Genomic DNA, 18,735 nt, shown 5'->3' on the forward strand with positions numbered 1-18,735 from the left:
TGCGCCTTGCTCAAGGCCTTTTTGACTCGCAACGCATCTTGCAAACATAGCGTTAACAGGCCCTAATAATAGTTGCCGACCAGCGAAGCCACTTCAATCAGCAAAATCACGGCGAACATGCGCACGAGGCCGCGCATCTCGGCGCTGGTGCGCACGCTGGCTTCGCCCATGCCGTAAAGCGCCGAGGCCATGGGGATCAGCGACACGGCCAGGCAGAAGAACAGGGTTTTGAGCACAAAGATCAGCGTGACGGAAGGGCTGAAGACCTGACCGAACAGCCGGGTATAGGCCGCCAGGCCCGATAAGGCGAAGCCGTAGGTTGCCAAATAAGCCACCACCAGCGCCACCACGCAACTAAGCGCAGCCAGCGTGATGCCGGAGAACATGCCCGCCACCACGCGCGGCAGCACCTCGCGCCGCACCGGCTCGATGCCGCGCTCGCGCATCTCGTCGAGTTCGCCGCTGGCCTGCATGGCCGTGAGTTCGGCGCCATCAGGGATGGTGCAGCGCAGCGCCACAAAAAGCGCCGCCGTCAGCGGAATAAGTTCAAGCACCAGCACGCGGATCACGACCTGCAACGCATACTGCGACAAGCCGTAGCTCAGCGCGGTCACCAGCACGATCCGCGTGAGCACCACAGTGACAAGCGCGCACAGCAAGGTAAAGCCCAGAAGGATGGGCGCGGTGTTGATGTAGATGTGGCGGGACAGCACCGTGCGGCTTTGCGGGCTGTAGCTGGAAGGCGAGAGGGTCAGCACCAGGATGATCGCGCCCAATTTCACCAGGCGCCACCATTCGATCAGCCAGTGCTGGGCGGTGCGGCGTGTTTGCGAGAGGCGGCCTTGCCAGGATGATGCTGTTGAAGCCATTGGGCCATGATACCCGCGGGCTATTGCCGTCGATGTAGGATGGCAGGCGTTTTGCGCGGCGTGGGCCAGCTCCCCGCCCACGATCACCGCCATCCTTCTTTCTTCATTTCGTCACCGTTTCATCATGGCCATCGACACCTAGACCGCCTACTTCCTTGCTTCCATCCTCATCGCGCTCTCGCCGGGCTCGGGCGCGGTGCTGGCCATGAGCCATGGCTTGAGCTACGGCATGCAGCGCACGCGTGCCACCATCGCCGGCCTGCAACTTGGGCTCGTCATCATTCTGCTGGTGGCCGGCGCTGGCGTGGGCTCGTTGCTGGTGGCGTCGGAACTGGCCTTCAGTGTGGTGAAGGTGCTGGGCGCGCTCTACCTGATTTACATCGGCTGGTCGCAGTGGCGCTCATCGAACGGTATCGCAGCGGAAGATGCCGGCCCGGCAGCCGATGCGAACGGTATTTCAGCGCGCAGGCGCTTTCTCACCGGCCTGCTGACCAATGTCACCAACCCCAAAGGCATCCTCTTCATGGTCGCGGTGCTGCCGCAGTTCATCAGCCCTGCCCGGCCGCTGTGGCCCCAGCTGCTGGTGATGGCACTCACCACCGTGGCAGTCGACACCGTGGTGATGCATGGCTATGCGTTTGCTGCCAGCCGCCTGCAAAAGCTCTTCACGAACGCACGTGCGGTGCGACTGCAAAACCGGCTGTTCGGGGGCATGCTGATGGCAGTGGGTGCGGGCCTGTTCTTCGTCAAGCGCAGCCACGCTGCGGCGCAATAGACGTGTAGATCGCTATCAAAAACATAGCTACTCGTGCAGACTCTACAAGGACCAGAGCCCTGAAACATGCTCAAAACGTGCCGAAAATGGCTTCAAACAGGCTTTTTCGGCACCAGGGAGGACACAATGCCCGCCAGCTTGCGCAGGGCGCTGTCCGTCTCGCTGGAAAACGGTGAGCCGCAACTGATGCGCAGGAAGTGGTCAAAGCGGTTCGAGTTGGAAAACATGGAACCGGGCGCCACCCGTATGCCCTGCCGGATGGCGGTGTCAAACACCGCCTGCGCGGACGTGCCTGCCGGCAGCTCCACCCACAGCATCATGCTGCCATGGGGCACTTGCAGCCGGGTTCCGGCTGGAAAGTGCGCCGCAATCGCTTCGGCCATCTGCTCACGCTGCACATTGAGCATGCGGCGCAGCCGGGCCAGGTGGCGGTCATAGGCGCTGGAGGCCATGAACTCGGCCACGGCCAGCTGGCCCACCATGTCGTTGGCGCGGCTTTGGGCGTACTTGAGCATCTTGATGCGCGCCTGCCAGCGCCCGCCGGCAACCCAGCCCAGGCGCAACCCAGGCGACAGGGTCTTGCGCAGCGACGCGCAGTAAATCACCGAGCCGCTACGGTCCCAGGCCTTGGCCGCCTTCAGCGGAATGTCGTCAGGCCCTAGGGCGCCGTAGGTGTCGTCTTCAATCAACGCCACCTGCTGGCGCTCGCACAGCGCGACCAGCTTTTCCTTTTCGCTGTCAGGCATCACGCTGCCGAGCGGATTGTGGAAATTGGGAATCACCACCACGGCGCGTATACGGTCGTGTGTCTGGAAAGCCAAATCCAGCGCCTCCACGGAAATCCCCAGCTTCGGGCTGGTGGGAATCTCCAGCGCGCGCAGGCCCAGGCTTTCCAGGATCTGCAGCAAGCCGTGGTACGTCGGTGACTCGACGGCGACGGTGTCGCCCGGCCGAGCCACCGCACGCAAGGCAACGTTCAGCGATTCAATACAGCCGTGCGTGACCAGGATGTCTTCCGCCGACAGCCGCATCCCGGCCTCCAGCGCCCGCTTGGCCAACACGGCATTCAGCGGTGAATCATTGAGGAAGTCCGGCGGGTTCACCAGCAACTGCGGGTGCTTGCGCAACGCGCGCGTGGCGGCGTTTTTCAGGGCCTCGGCCGGATACATTTCTGGCGAGCCGTAGGTGCCTGCCAGGTTGGTGACCAGCGGGTAGACATCGCATTTGGCGACGAAGTCGGACACCCGGTCATGGATGCCGACGTACTGCGCCGGATCCAGCCGGTGGCCGCATTCCGGTTCGCTGGGCGGCTGGATATCCATCCGGCGCCGCTTGAGCACAAAGTAGCCCGAACGCGGCCGCGCCTCCAGCAGGCCTTCGTCTTCCAGCGTGTGGCAAGCCTCCACCGCCGTCGACAGGCTGACCTGGTGCAGCCGCGTCAGCGCCCTGACGGACGGCATGCGCTGCCCGGGCGACAAAACGCCGGACTGGATCGCCTGGCGGTAGTGGCTGGAGAGCTGCAGATAGAGCGGTTGCGACAGGGATGGCGAGGGTTGCATGTCCATAAACCGAATGATCCATGAAGGGGAAGCCGGGACACAGCCACAGATGGGGCGAAATCAGACCATAACAGATGAACAAATATCCATCTGTACCGATACAGAAAGGACTTTCCTGGCTCTGTCGGGAAAGTGCCGGCCTCTTTAACCTTGATGTCTCCTTCCCCTGTTTTTCCAGTTCACCAACCCATGAATGGAGCTGCCATGAAAGAGCACTTTGCAACTCGCCACCTTCAGCTGGATGCCGGCGAGTCCCTGTTTTTTTACACCAAAGCGGGCAGCGCCCTGATCAGCACTTCGGGCACGCTGCTGGTGACCGGCACCCCGCGCTGGCTTGCCGAGCAGGTCTTTCGCGACAGCATGCCGCTGGAGGCGGGGCAGTCGCATACCGTCGCCCAGACTGGATGGATCACGGTGACCGCCCAGCACGGGGGCGCAGCATGCGTGCTGAACCATGCTCCGGCAAAAGCCCCGGGCCAGACGGGTAGCGTGCTTTTAAGGTACTTTTCAGGAATCGTGAAAGCCCTGCGCAGCTGGCTGCGTGGCACCGAGGCTGCATAGCCGCCAGAAATAAATCGCCCCCTCATTTTTTTAATTGATCTCACCATGACCACTTCCGCCTGGCTGCTCTTCATCACCATCTCACTTGTCACCGCGCTCAGCCCCGGGCCCGGCATTTTGCTGGCGGTTTCCAACGCCGTTGCCTGGGGGCCGCGCAAGACGATGTGGAGCTCCACCGGCAATGTGCTCGGCGTGTTCGCCGTCTCCACCGCGGCCATGGCGGGCCTGGGCACTTTGCTGCACACCTCGGCCTGGCTGTTTGCGGTGCTCAAGGCTGTGGGCGCCGTCTACCTCATGTACCTGGGCTGGCGGCAGTGGACCAGCAAGACGTCGATGTTCGACACGCCCTTGCCAGATGGAACACCCGTCGGAACATCCGCCGGAAAAAGCAATGCCGCACTGTTCCGGCAAGGCCTGCTGGTGGCGGTGACCAACCCCAAAAGCATCCTGTTCTTCACCGCGCTGTTCCCCCAGTTCATCCACCCGGAGGCGCCTATGCTGCCGCAATTTTTCGCACTGACCAGCGCCTTCGCTGCGTGCGTGCTGGTCTCCCACTTCACCTATGTGCTGCTGGCCAAACACACCCACCAATGGTTTGGCACGCCCCGCCGGGCCCGCATTTTCAACCGCCTCTGCGGCGGTGCGTTTGGCCTGCTGGGTTTGAGCCTGCTACGGCTGAAGAGCCCTGCCTGAAACGCCCACGTCACGCTCCATCCAACCACACAAAGAGGAATTCCTGTCCATGGAAGATTCACGCGACACCCGGTTCGCCGCAGTGCAAGCCGAACTCGGCTACAGCTTTGACGGTGAGATCAAGATAGGCGGCAATTACGTGCCTGTCGTGCAGCACGGCGACCAGGTCTTTGTCAGCGGGCAGATTCCGCGTGTCGGCAATACCGTGGTCGTGACCGGCCGCGTAGGCTCGGAAACGTCTGTTCTGCAGGCCCAGCTGGCGGCAAAAATCTGCGCCATGCGCGCGCTGGCGCTGCTGCGGCAAAGCCTTGGCAGCCTGGACCGCGTCAAGCACATTCTGCGCATCACGGTGTTTGTGCAGTCGGCGCAGGATTTCACCCAGCAGAGCGAAGTCGCCGATGCCGCGTCCGACGTGCTGTATGCAGTGCTCGGCCCGGCCGGTGCCCACACCCGCACGTCGGTAGGCGTTGTCCAGCTGCCCAAGAGTGCCTCGGTCGAGATCGATCTCATTGCGGTGGCCGGCTAGCCCTGCATTCAGCCACCGGGCAGCAGGCGTATCAGCTTGCCGTTGTTGCTGTCGGTCAGCACGTAAAGCAGCCCGTCCGGCCCCTGGCGCACATCGCGAATGCGCTCTCCGGCTTCAGACAGCAGCTTGCTTTCGCGCACCACCTTGCCGGCGAACGGCGACGCCAGTTCGATCCGGTCCAGGTAGCCGAACTTGAGCGAGCCCACAAACAGGTTGCCGCGCCAGGACTTGCCATAACGCTCGCTGGTCAGGAACGCCATGCCGGAAGGCGCGATGGACGGCACCCAGTAATGCAGCGGCTGCTGCATGCCGGCCTTTTCGGTCAAGCCCTCGCCGATTTTTCCGCCGCCGTAGTTTTCGCCGTAAGTAATGACCGGCCAGCCGTAGTTGGCTCCGGGCCTGGGCAGGTTGATTTCATCGCCGCCCTGCGGGCCGTGCTCGTGCATCCAGAAGGTGCCGTCGGGCGCCAGCGTCGCGCCCTGGGCGTTGCGGTGGCCGTAGCTCCAGATTTCAGGCAAAACCCCTGGTTTGCCGACAAAGGGGTTGTCCTGGGGAACCGAGCCGTCTTTGTTGACGCGGACAATCTTGCCGTGGTGGTTGTCCAGCTTCTGGGCATCTTCCTTGCGGCTGAACCGCTCACCCAGCGTGAGAAAGAGCTTGCCATCGGGCGCGCCGTTCGGTGCCGCGCGGCTTTCCACGATGCGGCAGCCAAAATGCGCCGTGCTGGCCACCTTGGGCTTCTGGCTGAAGATGATTTTGAGGTTTTCCAGCCGGGTGTCGTCGGCGCTCAGGGTGGCGCGTGCAAGCGCCGTACTGTTGCCATTGCCGGTGGAGGCGGGCTCTGAAAAGCAGAAATACAGCGTCCGGTTGCGGACAAAGTCGCTGTCAACCAGCACGTCCAGCAAGCCGCCCTGCCCGCCGGCGGCAATCTCCGGCAGGCCGGCCACCGGCGCACCCAGCTTGCCGCCCCGCCCGACGACCAGCAGGCGGCCTGGGCGCTCCGTGACCAGAAAACGCTCTCCCGGCAAAAAAGCCACGCCCCAGGGGTTCTCCAGGCCCGCCACCACGGTTTCAGGGCGAACGCTTTGAGCCTGAGCGGGCTGGAAGATCACACTGGCCGCTATCAAAAATATAGCTGCTTGCACAAGTCGGTATTGGCCTGAACCCATATTTCGCCTTAAAAAATGCCTTGAAAGCACATTCATCGGTCCATCACGCCCATTTGACCGGGAAAACCCGCCTTTTGATCGCATCCAGGCCGGGCGAATGCGGTGTAAAACACGCCATCCGGGGGTAATAAATCGGGTAATCCCCTACAAATTCGTTACAAATCAATGGCTTGTCAACGTTATCAAGAAACAACATGAGTTGACGTAGGACTAATCCGTCAAGTATGCTTGGCGCCATGCGAATGATTGCCCCTGCCCTCATCATTGCCTCTGCCGCCCTCCTGGCAGCCGGCGCACATGCGGCACCCGGCAATTCAGGCGGCGACAACGACATGGACAAACTGCTCGCCGACAAGGGCCTGCTGACCCAAATCGACAACGTCCGCCACAACGTCGCCAGCAAGGCTTCCGAGCTGGTCGTCAACGCCATGGGTTTTCTGGGCGTGCCCTACAAGCGCGGCGGCAACACCGTTGAAACCGGGTTTGACTGCAGCGGTTTTGTACGCGCCATCTACGAACAAAGCGTCGGGCTGCTGCTGCCCCGCCGCGCCGAACAGCAAGCCGCCGCCACCCAGCGCATCGACAAAACCGAATTGCAGCCCGGCGACCTGGTGTTTTTCAACACCATGAAACGCGCCTTCAGCCATGTCGGCATCTATATCGGCGACGGCAAGTTCATCCACTCGCCCAAGCCCGGCGCCGAAGTCCGCGTCGAAAGCATGGGTGTGAGCTACTGGCAGCGCCGCTTTGACGGCGCCCGCCGTGTGCAGCCGTCCAACGGGGTGGCGCAAGAGGCAACACCTCGCGCGGCCGCGTTGCCCGCCCGCCCGCAGCTGCCGCAAGCTACCGCGTCAGACAAGCCGTCAGCTCAGGCGGCAGCCCCGCAGGTGTCAATTGCGCGGCAGGCTGAGCTGCAGATGCAGCAGGAACAGTACCGAAATTAAACCGGAGTTAAGGGCGCAGGTGTCGTATCGACGCCGATCTCCGGTCACTTCAGGCCCTGCACCCAGCCCGGCAATTCACCGGCCCAGACCCTCACTCCTTCTCTTTCCCATTGCCTGGTGACATGTCCAGCTCCACGGCCTGGCCGTTGTCGAGAGCATCGCCCGCTTTGGCAGGGGTACTCGAAACCAGGGAAGTCGTACCTTCACCGGCCAGCGCCAGCTGAAGCGTCGGCGTAGCTGCCCCTGCACCGTCAGCCCCGGTGCCGGCGTTGTCAGCCACGTTGTTGCCGGCCGGAATCACGCGGTTATTTTCGGCATTGGACGAGAGCTGCTGATTGCCCTGCGGTTTGCCGTTGACATTGACCAGGCCGCCGCCCGAATTGGTCACCTGTCCGAAATCGCCACTGACGCTGCCTTTGGGCGAATCAATGCTCACCTGGGCGGATGAGCCGGAAATCTTCGCCTCGGTGACAGCCTCCACGGCCATGACGGGCGCGACCACGTTGGCCACCACGGTGTCGCCGGCCAGCGATGCCGAGTTGCTGGCAGTGACCACAACATTCACGTCACCCTGCGCCTGCACCACCACATTGGTGCCGGAGATGTTGCCGCTGATGTCACCGGTGCTGCTGGTGATCTGCACATTGCCCTGGCTGGTGGTGGTGCCGCTTACGTCGCCTACGGCGGCCACCGCCACTTCGCTGGCCGTCACGTTGGCCGAGACATCGCCGCCGCTGGTGACCTGGACGGCGCCCAGGCTGATGGTGGAGCCGCTAACATCGCCGCCGGCGTTCAGGGTGTTGGACTGTGTAGAGTCCTGCCCGCGCAGCGTGTGGTTGCTAAGGGCAACATTGCCCAGTGCATCAATGCCGTAACCTTTCACCCACAAGGTGCTTGCCAGGCTGAAGTCACTGGCCACGACTTCAAACCGGCCGAGCGCGTTGGTTTCCGTGCCGCCCGTCACCATGTGCACATTGCCGCGGGTGCTGCCCGAGCCGGCGACGAGCCGCAGCGCGCGGGCCACGCCGCCGGCGTTCTGCACATCGCCGTTAAGCGAGATGTTGGCGCCCAGGGTTGCCAGCGTTGTGTCACCCAGGAGATTCACCGGGGCGTTAAACAGGATGCCGCCCGCACCGTTCACCGTGACGTTACCGCTGATGCCGGAGCCGCCCGCGCCGGCATTGAGCGTGAGGCCCTGCAGGGTCGAGCCGCCGAAGTACAGGTTGTAGGGGTTGTTGACCACCACGTCCTCGGCATAGGTGCCGGCGCCTACGCGGATATTGGCGCCGGTTGCCGCATTACCCATGGCCGTCCCGACGGACAGTGCCTGTGTCCCTCCGCCCAGCAGGTTGCCGACGCCCACATGGAAGTCCTGCGTGGCCTGCGCGCCGTTCCACCCCTGAACGTAGCTGGAGCCCGCGCTACCCAGATTGACCGCGAAGTCCAGGGCATTTTGCTGCGAGGCCTGCAACCAGGTGTACTGGTTATTGTTGTTCGTCGTGCCGGCATTGCGTACCGCAAAATCGTAGCCCGCAATGCTGAGCGCGCCAAAGTTGAGGTTCGCTGATTGATCCTGCAGGTACACCGGGTTGCGTTCCGTAAAATTGTTGCTGTTCGCCACCGTGATGTTGTTCACCTGCTGGTTGTAATAAAGGTTGGCTTGGTAAAGCGCCAGGCCGCCCCAGGCGTTGTTGCGGGTGGTCGAGTTGCTGACCGTCACGTTGGCGCTGTCGGTCAGCTGTATGCCGGCGCCCTGCGTCGTGCCGGTGTTATTGCTTACGGGTGCACCGTCGGCCGTCACACGGTCTATCAGCGCGCCATCCACACCGTTCAGGTCGAGTTCGGCGCGGCCGGAACCGCGGATGGTGACGTTGCTGATGGAGAAGTTGTGCAGCCTCGCAGCAGGGTTACTTGCCGTGGCAGGCGCCACCTTGATGCCATAAGACGTTGCCACGTCGGCGGTGGGACCGTAGAGCGTGAAGTTCTGCAAATTCACATTGTCGGCCTTGACCTCTATGCCTCTACCATTGACGCCCCTGGAGTCGATCACGGTGGCAGACTCGCCGGCTCCAGACAGAGTCAGGCTCTTATTGATGGCGAGGGTTGATGGCTGGACGTAGGTTCCTGCTGTGACGTTCACCGTGCCTCCCGCGACCACGGCATTCATACCATCCTGAATCGTGCCCAGCGGCTGCCGGTCGTTGCCAAGGCCGTTGCCGAGATTGAAATCATCCGCGGCGGTGAAGTTGGCCCCCGCACTGACGGTGACATGCGAGCGGTTGGCAAACTGCGGCGTGGACCCCAGAAGCCCGTTGACGCCGTAGCGGCGATCAAGAATATGCATGTCGCCATTGGCCGCAGACATCGCCATCATGCCGGCGCCATACTGCGCTTCTCTGTTAAGTGGAGAACCACCAAAATAAGACCCGCTGGCGACGCCGTCCAGGAAAACAATATCCCATTCATTGCCCAGTGTCCCTCTGGAGTTGCCCGTCATGGTCACATTGTTCGAACGGACAAGAATGGCCCCTTTGGTATTTTCAATGGTGTTGCCGGTGATGGTGGCCGCGGCGTTGGTGACCTGAATCCCGCTCCGGACGTTTTTGATGACGTTGTTGCTTATGGTCGCGCCGCTCACACCAGAGGCGACCGTGACCCCGGTTGTACTCAGGCCGGTCCAGTTGATGGACGCATAGTTCTGGCTGTACGGGCCCGTGATCTGCATGCCGTCAACCGTCACGCCGTTGGTGGTGATATCAACGCCGATTTTCCCCTCCTGCACGTTGAGGTTGGCCCCGTCCATGCCATTCAGGGTGATGTTGGCCTTGTTGAGAACCACCTCCTCGGTATAGGAACCACCACGCACATTGACCCTTGCGCCGTTGCCCGGTGTGCCGGTTTTGGCGATCTTGACGGCGTCCTGAATGCGCGCTCCGCTGTAAACATTCACGATATTGGAATTGCCGCTTACGACGTTAGTCGCCTGCAACGCCGACTTGAGTTCCACGGTATGACCATCAACGGTGATGGCATTGGTCGCCTGTTGCACGCCCTCGAGGTTAATCACACCGGACAACAGGTTGGCTGCATCCCCTACGCCGAGGTTGATGTTCGCAGCGTTCAAGCTGGCGCCGACCATGTTCGACACTGCAACTCCGGCTGCACCAGGGGGCAAGGCGAACTCGTACAAGCCGTTGTTCAGTGAAATGGTGGCTGCGTTGGTGCCGAGCAGGGCGATGGTTCCACCGATCGCAGTAATGGTTCCCTTATTGACCACCGATGGAGCCACAAGAGCCACCAAGCCGCCACGACTAGCCGAGTTGCCAGTAGCGGGGATGCCAGTAGCGGTAATAGAACCTTCGTTGACGATACCGTTGTTATTGCCGGGAGTTTGGGTTATGCGGGCTTCGATCGAATCGTTCCCGTTCCCGTTTCCGTTTCCGTTTCCGTTTCCATTTCCATTTCCATTTCCATTTCCATTTCCGTTGCCACTGTTGAGGAAATGGTTCTCATCGATCACCCCCGTGGTGGCAATGAGGGAGCCCACATTAACGACGGAACCTGACTTGAATGCGATGCCGTTGGGATTCATCAGCATCACAATGCCATCAGCTCTGAGCCTGCCAGATATCTCCGATGCATTACCGGCCAAAGTCACGCGGTTGAGTACAGCAGCAGTCGCGCTCGGTTGGACAAATTGCACTGTATTTCCCGCACCAATATTGAACGAATTCCAGTCAATGATCGCCCGATTACCGGTCTGCGTGATGGTGAGCTGGGTGCCGTCATTAAGCGTTTCACTGACGCCGCCCGCCCTCACCACACCGTTGATCGGCAAGCCGGCGGCACCACCGGCATTGATGGTGACTTGCGTCCATCCAGGCTGCGCAAAAACCAGCATCAGTGCCGACGGCAAGGCCTTCAGCATGAAGGCTCTGGATTTTTGCGTTCGGTTAAGCACAGGTGGCTGATGGGGCCGAAGAACCGTTTTCATGGAGTCACCTCAATTCAGGAAAAAGCCGTTAAACAAAGAAAGACTTCAGAACCGAACCAGCAAGGAACCCAGAAGCCTGACGTCCCTGGGATTGCCTGCGTCACTTGCTATGGTTTTGGTCAGGGGAAATGCCGCCTCCAGGCTCGCCACCGTGTTTTTCTGCATGAAAAGCCGTAGGCCCAGGCCAGCCGAAGCCAGGCTCTGGCTGCTGGGCAAGCCGGGCGTTGGCGGGCCCAGCTTCCATACCTTGCCAATGTCGTAAAAGCCGAACAACTGGTAAGACCTGAAGCCTGGCGAGTTGATGGCCCCGGCATAACGCTGCTCGATACGGAAGGCAAGAGCGCGTTCGCCTACCAGCTCAGCGGGCTCATAGGCACGCCCATAACGACGGCCACCAAGGGCGTACTGTTCGGAAGAAAGAAGCGGCGTGTTGGCCCACTGCCCACCCACACCGATCACCAGGCTCAAGTTGGAGTTAAAAAACTGGGTGCGTTCATAGTCAAAAACCAGCTTGTTGAAAACGCCCTTCGCACCCGCCCGGCTTTTAAGCAGGTCAGACTCTTCAGTTCCGCCCAGTCCCTGGCTGAAGTCAAGCTCCAGATTGTTTTGCCCATCAAGGCTGTCCAGCAGGCGCCAGCTCAAACCAAGGCGCAATGCCCGTATCCGGTCCTCGATCAGCCGCGCACCCAAAATATCGGTGTGCACGTCGGAGTGGTCGTAGGTAGCGCGTGCAATGAGGCTTTCGTTGCGCGTCCTTAGCCACGGGTAACTCATGGAGAGGGAAAAAGCGTCGGCGCTGCCGCGCACATCAAACGGCTTGAGGATGTCGCCCGGCTGGGTACGGGCCCTTGACACCGCCGCCGACAACTTGAGCCCATTGGCACCTACCACCTGGCTGTAAGACAACTGGGCGTAGGCCATTTCGGAATTACCCGTACCCACGCCAATCACCCGCCACTGATCGTTCACACCCAGGAGCTGGTTGCCAACCAGCCCAACCGTGAGCTGATCTGGCCCCAGGTACCTGGAACCGTAGTTGTCCACGGTCGCAAAACCCTCGAAGGTTTTCACCTCCGCAATCAGGGTGAGGTCGGCCGCCGCCGGCGTTTGCGAGCGCGTAAGCACGCTGCGCAGCTCGATCCCCGGAAAATCGTTGGCGATCAGGAGGTAGCGTTCAAGCACGGGGCCTTGAATGGGCCGTGACGCCCCGATCTTTTCACCGATGGCTGCGAGTTGCTCCTTCACATGGGCACTGACATCATCCCCTGCCTGAATGTTCACCTTGTCGATGTAGCCCTCAACCACACGCAGGGTGAGCGTACCGTCGGCAAGTGACTGCGGCGGCACCACCACCAGCGACAGGATATAGCCTGCATTGCGGTACATCGCGGTGAGCGAGGACGCGAGTTGCAAAATCTCGCTGCCGGTAATCTCGCGTCCGGTGTAGCTATCTGCGTGCGCCTGAAGGACGCCGCCGGGCAGCACGGTGTTGGTTTCAATATCAATGCGCCTGAGCGTGACCTTAATGGCCCTGAGCGATTCAGGCAAAGGCCCTGTTGGCTCGGTCCTGATTTCCGGAGATGCCGGTGAGGTGCCAGGCTCCGGCTGGAAATCAAAACGTTCGCGAACCCGGCCAGGGTCGACGGTAGATGGCGGTTGCTGCGCCAGCGCAGTTGTCGTAATGACCATGAGCACAGAAAAAGCACCAGTCCACATGCTGTGCACGCCCACATGATCGATACGCTTCATCGCCAGCCCCGTTGAAAATCAAGGTTTCCGAAGTGCCTGCAGGTGTTGTGATTCGACACCTGCCGGTTAGTATTTTTTGTGAACTAATTCACGGTAACCAATTGTGAAAGCTGATACAAGGGAGAAAAAGTGATTAATTACCAGTGCCTTATGTAATTATTTCGCCCCAATTTTTGCCAAAATGGCTTTTCTGCCCACATTACGCGGCCCTATTGGTTACATTTAGAGTCAGAAAGACATACATTCAGTTACCTTTGACTTACTGAAAATCTTTCTTGCCGGCGAAGAGTTCCCCCAGGAAATCCAGGTGCGTTGTGTAAAGTTTTGTCGCGGGTCTCCGATACCGCGCGAATGGCATTGCCGGAACGACAAGCGCCGCCATTCGGACCGTCGAACGGCGATGGCAACAGACCACAGCGGCAATGACTCCCGGGTCTATTTGCGAATCACGCACGCTCACTCGGTCCTGGCCGCCTCGGCGCCTTGCGCTATAAGCTGAAGAGCCACATAAAGAAGCCGCAGGAAGCCGCGTTGAAAATCCACATCTACACCGACATCGACACCTTGTTTGGCCGCGCTTCGCGCTTGTGGATGGATGTTTTGGTGGAAGCCGGCCATGACGTTGAGTTCATTGACCTGGGCACCAGCACCGACGCGCCCTTGCCCGATGTCGGCCACTGTGACGTCAACCTGCTGATCGCCGGGATTTATGCGCTACCCCGCTTTGCCGCGCAGGGCCTGCCGCGCAATGGCAAACATGTGCTGTGGATGTTTGATCCATTAACAAAGAATGCGCTGGCTACGGTGCACCGGTACAAGACCGATCTTTTCGACGCCATCGCACCCGGCTTGCACGCTGTGCTGGCGATGGATTCCTCCATAGCGCGCTACCTTGCACAGCATTTCCCGGCACTTGCCACTTACCAGTTGCCCTATATGGTGGCCGGCAAACATGTTCACTCGCCCCTTCCTGAGGCACAAAGAAACCGCGACATCATCATGATGGGTGGCGACACGCCCCGGCGGAGGGATGCCGAGCAGTACTTCGCCAACATGGCTCCCGCCCTGAAGGCCGAGTTCGTCTGGAGCGGCCTGTGGGGCGCCGCGCGCGACGCCTGCCGTGCCGGTGCGCGCATTAACCTGAACATCCATGCCGATCCGGAACACACATACTTCGACCAGTTCCGGACATTCGAAAGCTGGGCGGCCGGCACGGCCGTCGTTTCCGACATCTTTGAAGGTGGCGAAGATTTCGGCATCGAGCCTGGCGTTCACCTGGTCATGGCCGATCTCAAGGACCTGCCCCTGGCATGCGCCGACCTGCTGGCAGATGTACCCCGCCGCCAGGCCATGGTGCAGGCTTCGCAACAACTGCTGCGCGAACGGTTTTCTCCCGCAGCCTGGCAAAGCCGCATGCTCGCCATGCTTGAAAGCGTCGCCTGAGTATGGGAGACATGTCGCGGCAGGAGCTGGTCGCGTTGCGGCTGGCCAGCCATCGCCTTGTGCCAACCGCCCTGCCCGCGGCCTCAAGCTTCAAACATGTCGATCAGGCCGTGCAGTGGTTCGGCGCTGTGCAGGCACAGGAATATGCCCACGCCCGCTGGGCGGTTGGCTCGCGCTTCGCAACCGATACGGCCATCACTGGCGCGTCGATTGAACAGGCACTGGTTCAACGCAAGGTGGTCCGCAGCTGGGTCTTGCGCGGCACACTGCACCTGGTGGCGGCCGCCGACCTGCGCTGGCTACTGGCCTTGGCCGCGCCGGCTTTGCTGACCCGCACCGCGGCCGCCTACCGTGAGGTCCAGCTGGATGAGGCAGCCTTCCGCAAAATCCTCCCGGCCATCCGGAGGTGCCTGGAAGGCGGCAGGCAGCTCACACGCCTGGAACTTTTTGCTGCGCTCACGCAGCATCGCGTCAACACTGAAGGCCATCGCGGGGGGCGCATCCTGTACCGTGCGGCCCAGGTCGGGCTGATCTGCCTGGGCGATCCGCGCGGCAAGCAGGCCACCTACACACTGCTTGATGAATGGCTGCCTCCCGGACTCGAAGCAGGCAAGGCGTTGCCTCGCGAGGACGCACTCAAACAACTGGCGCAGCGCTACTTTGCCAGCCATGGCCCCGCCACGCTGGCCGATTTTTCCTGGTGGTCAGGACTAGTCGCCAGCGAAGCCAGGGCGGCGCTGGAAATGGCCGAAACCGGCTTGGCGCATGCATTGTTTGAAGGCGGCACCGTGTGGTGGTCCAAACGCACACTTTTACCGCCAGCTGGCAAGCCCGCGCTTCAATTACTCGCCGGCTTCGACGAATATGTGCTGGGCTACACCGATCGCAAAGCCATTCTCGACGCTACGCACGCGGGCAAACTCATGACGCCCAACGGCCTGTTCCGTCCGGCGCTGCTGCTCGGTGGCCGCGTGGCGGGCACCTGGCAGGCAGAAACAAAAAAAGGTGCTGTCAGCATCAGCACCACGTCCTTCGCCCCGCTGCCGCGCGGCAGCGTCGGCGCACTGCAGCTTGCCGCCCAACGCTACGCGGCATTCACCGGCCTGCCGCTGGCAGAAGTTCGCTGACGAAAAGCGCCGGCCTCACAAGGGTTTACCCGGCCGAACTTTATTGCCAGGCGCAAGTCAGCGCATTACTCAGGTATAGCATTGCCGGGTGCATTTGACATGCACCAGCGCTACTATCCCCCCAGTCATCCGGCCCATTCTTCCTTCGAAATATTGAGGAGCGCATCCATGGCAAAACTGAACGTCAACGGTACCGTGCGTGAGTTTGAAGTGGAGGACGACACGCCGCTGCTATGGGTCATCCGAGAACAGCTCGGGCTCACCGGCACCAAATACGGTTGCGGCATCGCGGCCTGCGGCGCCTGCACCGTGCACATTGACGGCGTGCCTACACGCAGTTGTGTGCGGCCCGTCTCGACGGTGAGTGCGAACGAAAAAATCGTGACCATTGAAGGTTTGTCGCCGGACGGCTCGCACCCCATACAAAAGGCCTGGGTTGCGCTGGACGTTCCGCAGTGCGGCTATTGCCAGTGCGGCATGGTGATGACGGCTGCGGCGCTGCTCAAGGCCAAACCGAACCCGACCGATGCCGACATCAATGAGGCGATGACCAACATCTGCCGCTGCGGCACCTACAACCGCATCCGTGCCGCCATCAAGGTTGTTGCCGCAGGTGGCAACACCAAAAGTGCGGCGCTCGCCATTCAGCACACCGACGGGAGCACGACATGAGCGCCACCCCCCTGCCCTCCGCAAACTCCCTGTCTCTCTCGCGCCGCCGCTTCCTGGCCTCGGGTGCCTCGGCCGGCCTCATCGTAGGTTTCCACATTCCGTTCGCCGGCACGGCGGCTGCCCAGGGTGCAGCCTCGCCGGAGATCAATGCCTGGGTCGTGGTGCGCCCCGACGACACGGTGGTCATCCGCATCGCGCGCTCTGAAATGGGCCAGGGCAGCCTGACCGGGCTCGCGCAACTTGTAGCCGAAGAACTGGAATGCAACTGGGCCAAAGTCACCACCGAATACCCGACACCTGGCCAGAATCTGGCGCGCAACCGGGCCTGGGGCAACTTTTCTACCGGCGGCAGCCGCGGCATCCGCGAATCGCACGACTATGTGCGCAAGGGCGGCGCCACCGCCCGCATGATGCTGGTGCAGGCCGCAGCCGACGAATGGAAGGTGCCGGCGGCCGAATGTACCGCCGCCAATAGCGTGATCACCCACACGCCATCGGGCCGCAAAACCACCTACGGCAAAGTGGCGATTGCGGCAGCCAAAGTGGCGCCGCCCGCCGAGGTCAAGCTGAAGGACCCGAAAGACTGGAAGCTCGTTGGCAAGCGCCTGGCACGGCTGGACACGCTGGACAAGGTCACCGGCAAGCAGGTGTACGGCGCGGATCTGAAACTACCCGGCATGCTCAACGCAGCCATCAAGGACTGCCCGGTGTTCGGCGGCAAGGTCAAGAGCTTCAATGCCGCCGCGATTGAAAAGCGCCCCGGCGTGAAGAAGGTGCTGGCGGTCGGAGATAGCGCGGTGGCCGTGGTGGCCGACACCTGGTGGCGCGCCAAGACCGCACTCGACGCGCTGCCCATTGAATGGGACAACGGCCCCAACGCCGCGAACTCCAGCGCCACGGTGGCCGCGATGCTCAAAGCTGGTCTGGACGCACCCGATGCAGCCATCGGCAACCAGAACGGCGACGCCAAAGCCGCGCTGGCCTCGGCAGCACGCAAGATCGAAGCGGTGTACTCTTACCCGCACCAGAACCACGCGACCATGGAGCCCATGAACGCGACGGCACGCTGGACGCCCGAGCGCTGCGAAGTCTGGACGCCTACCCAAAACGGCGAAGCGGCGCTGGCCGCCACCTCTGAAGCGGCAGGGCTGCCGGCCGGCAAATGCGAGGTCTACAAGATTCACCTGGGCGGCGGCTTCGGGCGGCGCGGCGCAGTGCACGATTGGGTACGCCAGGCCGTGGACATTGCCAAACAAATGCCTGGGGTGCCGGTCAAGCTGCTGTGGTCGCGAGAGGAAGACATGCTGCACGGCCGCTACCACCCGGTCACGCAGTGCAAGCTGCAGGCCGGGCTGGACGCGCAGGGCAACGTCACCGCGCTGCACATGCGCATTTCGGGGCAATCCATCCTGGCCGGCGTGGCGCCGCAGAACGTGCGCAACGGACTCGACCCGGTGCAGTTCCAGGGCCTCAATGCGCCGGGGCCGGAAGCCTCCATAGGCTACAGCTTCCCCAACCTGCTGATCGACCACGCGATGCGAAACCCCAGCGTGCCGCCCGGCTTCTGGCGAGGCGTGAATCTGAACCAGAACACCATATACCTCGAGTCCTTCATCGACGAAATCGCGGTTGCCGCGAAACAGGACCCGCTGGCCCTGCGGCGCAAGCTGATGACGAACCACCCCAAGCACCTGGCCGTGCTCAACGCCGTGGCCGAACGCGTCAAATGGAATGTCCCGCCGCCCGACGTCGGCGGCCAGAAGGTCTACCGGGGCCTGGCGCAAACCATGGGCTTCGGCAGCTATGTCGCGGCCTGCGCCGAGGTGTCGGTGAGCAGCGACGGCGTGCTCAAGGTCCACCGCATCGTGGCCGCCACCGATCCGGGCTATGCGGTCAATCCGCAGCAGATCGAGGCGCAGGTCGAGGGCTCCTTTGCCTACGGCCTGTCGGCAGCGCTGTTCGGTGAATGCACGCAAAAAGACGGACGCATGGAACAGGACAACTTCAGCACCTACCCCGTCGTGCAAATGCAGCACATGCCTGCGGTGGAGACCATCATCGTTGCCTCGGGCGGCTTCTGGGGCGGCGTCGGTGAACCGACGATCGCGGTCGCCGCGCCCGCCGTTCTCAATGCCGTATACGCGGCGACGGGCAAACGCATACGCGACCTGCCGCTGAAGAACCACGACCTCAAGAAGGCATGAACCGGCAAGGCGTCGTTGCTGCCGGGATCATCATGATGATGGCGCCCTGGACCAGCTTCGCGCAACAATCCGTTCCGCCACTGCAGATTGTTGGCGACGCGATACCCCATGCGCTGACGGTCACGCCCGGGGACCCGGCACGCGGCCGCGCCATCGTCGCGAGCCGCCAACACGGCCTGTGCCTGCTCTGCCACACCGGGCCCATTCCCGAAGAGCGCTTCCAGGGCAACCTGGCGCCCGACCTGGCGGGCGCGGGCGCACGCTGGAACGAAGGCCAGCTACGCCTGCGCATTGCCGACGCGCAGCGCTTGAACCCGGCCAGCATCATGCCCGCCTACTACCGCAACGACAGTCTGGTGCGCGTAGGTACGGCCTGGCAGGGCAAGCCCATCATGAACGCCCAGCAAATTGAAGACGTGGTGGCCTTTCTGCTGACACTGAAGTGAACTC

General features: G+C 61.9%; 15 protein-coding genes. 10 read left to right on the forward strand and 5 right to left on the reverse strand.

The features are described 5' to 3' along the window. Positions 1 to 62 precede the first annotated feature (62 nt). Positions 63 to 869: an MlaE family ABC transporter permease gene (locus tag AC1DYR_RS00700; RefSeq protein WP_477669289.1), complete on the reverse strand. Its 807-nt coding sequence runs from the start codon at positions 867 to 869 to the stop codon at positions 63 to 65. 205 nt (positions 870 to 1,074) lie between these two features. Here AC1DYR_RS00700 and AC1DYR_RS00705 point away from each other — a divergent pair, with 205 nt between their 5' ends. After that, positions 1,075 to 1,644, forward strand: a complete 570-nt coding sequence (locus AC1DYR_RS00705; protein ID WP_477703401.1) for a LysE family transporter — start codon at positions 1,075 to 1,077, stop codon at positions 1,642 to 1,644. Positions 1,645 to 1,736: 92 nt separating this feature from the next. Here the strand turns inward: AC1DYR_RS00705 and AC1DYR_RS00710 are convergent, their stop codons facing one another. Continuing rightward, on the reverse strand, positions 1,737 to 3,209 hold the full coding sequence (locus AC1DYR_RS00710; protein ID WP_477703402.1) for an aminotransferase-like domain-containing protein: 1,473 nt from the start codon (positions 3,207 to 3,209) through the stop codon (positions 1,737 to 1,739). A 198-nt stretch (positions 3,210 to 3,407) separates the two neighbouring features. On the opposite strand from AC1DYR_RS00710, the gene AC1DYR_RS00715 reads away from it, so the two are divergent. From AC1DYR_RS00715 to AC1DYR_RS00725, 3 genes are read left to right on the forward strand one after another with little or no spacing between them, the layout of a single operon-like run. Beyond that, positions 3,408 to 3,764 carry a hypothetical protein gene (locus AC1DYR_RS00715; protein WP_477703403.1) on the forward strand — a complete coding sequence of 119 codons (357 nt, stop codon included), beginning with the start codon at positions 3,408 to 3,410 and terminating at the stop codon, positions 3,762 to 3,764. A gap of 45 nt (positions 3,765 to 3,809) precedes the next feature. Further along, positions 3,810 to 4,457 carry a LysE family translocator gene (locus AC1DYR_RS00720; RefSeq protein WP_477690064.1) on the forward strand — a complete coding sequence of 216 codons (648 nt, stop codon included), beginning with the start codon at positions 3,810 to 3,812 and terminating at the stop codon, positions 4,455 to 4,457. A 49-nt stretch (positions 4,458 to 4,506) separates the two neighbouring features. Further along, on the forward strand, positions 4,507 to 4,983 hold the full coding sequence (locus AC1DYR_RS00725) for a RidA family protein (protein ID WP_477703404.1): 477 nt from the start codon (positions 4,507 to 4,509) through the stop codon (positions 4,981 to 4,983). 8 nt (positions 4,984 to 4,991) lie between these two features. Here AC1DYR_RS00725 and AC1DYR_RS00730 read toward each other — a convergent pair whose 3' ends face one another. Further along, positions 4,992 to 6,152, reverse strand: a complete 1,161-nt coding sequence (locus tag AC1DYR_RS00730; RefSeq protein WP_477703405.1) for a PQQ-dependent sugar dehydrogenase — start codon at positions 6,150 to 6,152, stop codon at positions 4,992 to 4,994. Between the two features lie 224 nt (positions 6,153 to 6,376). Here AC1DYR_RS00730 and AC1DYR_RS00735 point away from each other — a divergent pair, with 224 nt between their 5' ends. Then, positions 6,377 to 7,096 carry a C40 family peptidase gene (locus AC1DYR_RS00735; protein ID WP_477703406.1) on the forward strand — a complete coding sequence of 240 codons (720 nt, stop codon included), beginning with the start codon at positions 6,377 to 6,379 and terminating at the stop codon, positions 7,094 to 7,096. 91 nt (positions 7,097 to 7,187) lie between these two features. Here AC1DYR_RS00735 and AC1DYR_RS00740 read toward each other — a convergent pair whose 3' ends face one another. Together AC1DYR_RS00740 and AC1DYR_RS00745 are read right to left on the reverse strand one after the other, a co-directional pair. Further along, positions 7,188 to 11,090, reverse strand: a complete 3,903-nt coding sequence (locus tag AC1DYR_RS00740; protein WP_477703407.1) for a beta strand repeat-containing protein — start codon at positions 11,088 to 11,090, stop codon at positions 7,188 to 7,190. Positions 11,091 to 11,135: 45 nt separating this feature from the next. Then, positions 11,136 to 12,839, reverse strand: a complete 1,704-nt coding sequence (locus tag AC1DYR_RS00745; RefSeq protein ID WP_477703408.1) for a ShlB/FhaC/HecB family hemolysin secretion/activation protein — start codon at positions 12,837 to 12,839, stop codon at positions 11,136 to 11,138. 531 nt (positions 12,840 to 13,370) lie between these two features. Between AC1DYR_RS00745 and AC1DYR_RS00750 the strand changes: the two genes are divergently transcribed. The 5 genes from AC1DYR_RS00750 to soxX all read left to right on the forward strand — a co-directional run bounded on the left by AC1DYR_RS00750 (position 13,371) and on the right by soxX (position 18,731). Next, positions 13,371 to 14,282, forward strand: a complete 912-nt coding sequence (locus AC1DYR_RS00750; RefSeq protein WP_477703409.1) for a glycosyltransferase family protein — start codon at positions 13,371 to 13,373, stop codon at positions 14,280 to 14,282. Positions 14,283 to 14,284: 2 nt separating this feature from the next. Further along, complete coding sequence (locus AC1DYR_RS00755) at positions 14,285 to 15,409, forward strand: winged helix DNA-binding domain-containing protein (protein ID WP_477703410.1); 1,125 nt, start codon at positions 14,285 to 14,287, stop codon at positions 15,407 to 15,409. A gap of 168 nt (positions 15,410 to 15,577) precedes the next feature. Continuing rightward, positions 15,578 to 16,081 (forward strand): (2Fe-2S)-binding protein, encoded by a 504-nt coding sequence (locus AC1DYR_RS00760; protein ID WP_477669278.1) that lies wholly within the window; start codon positions 15,578 to 15,580, stop codon positions 16,079 to 16,081. Then, positions 16,078 to 18,285: a xanthine dehydrogenase family protein molybdopterin-binding subunit gene (locus AC1DYR_RS00765; protein ID WP_477703411.1), complete on the forward strand. Its 2,208-nt coding sequence runs from the start codon at positions 16,078 to 16,080 to the stop codon at positions 18,283 to 18,285. The genes AC1DYR_RS00760 and AC1DYR_RS00765 overlap by 4 nt, the downstream gene beginning before the upstream one ends. Further along, the gene (gene soxX / locus AC1DYR_RS00770; RefSeq protein WP_477703412.1) at positions 18,282 to 18,731 is read left to right on the forward strand and encodes a sulfur oxidation c-type cytochrome SoxX; all 450 of its coding nucleotides are present in this window, start codon (positions 18,282 to 18,284) and stop codon (positions 18,729 to 18,731) included. Before AC1DYR_RS00765 ends, soxX begins: the two co-directional genes overlap by 4 nt. The last annotated feature ends 4 nt before the right edge of the window (positions 18,732 to 18,735 follow it).

This window comes from Polaromonas sp. P1_F9, assembly GCF_056405615.1.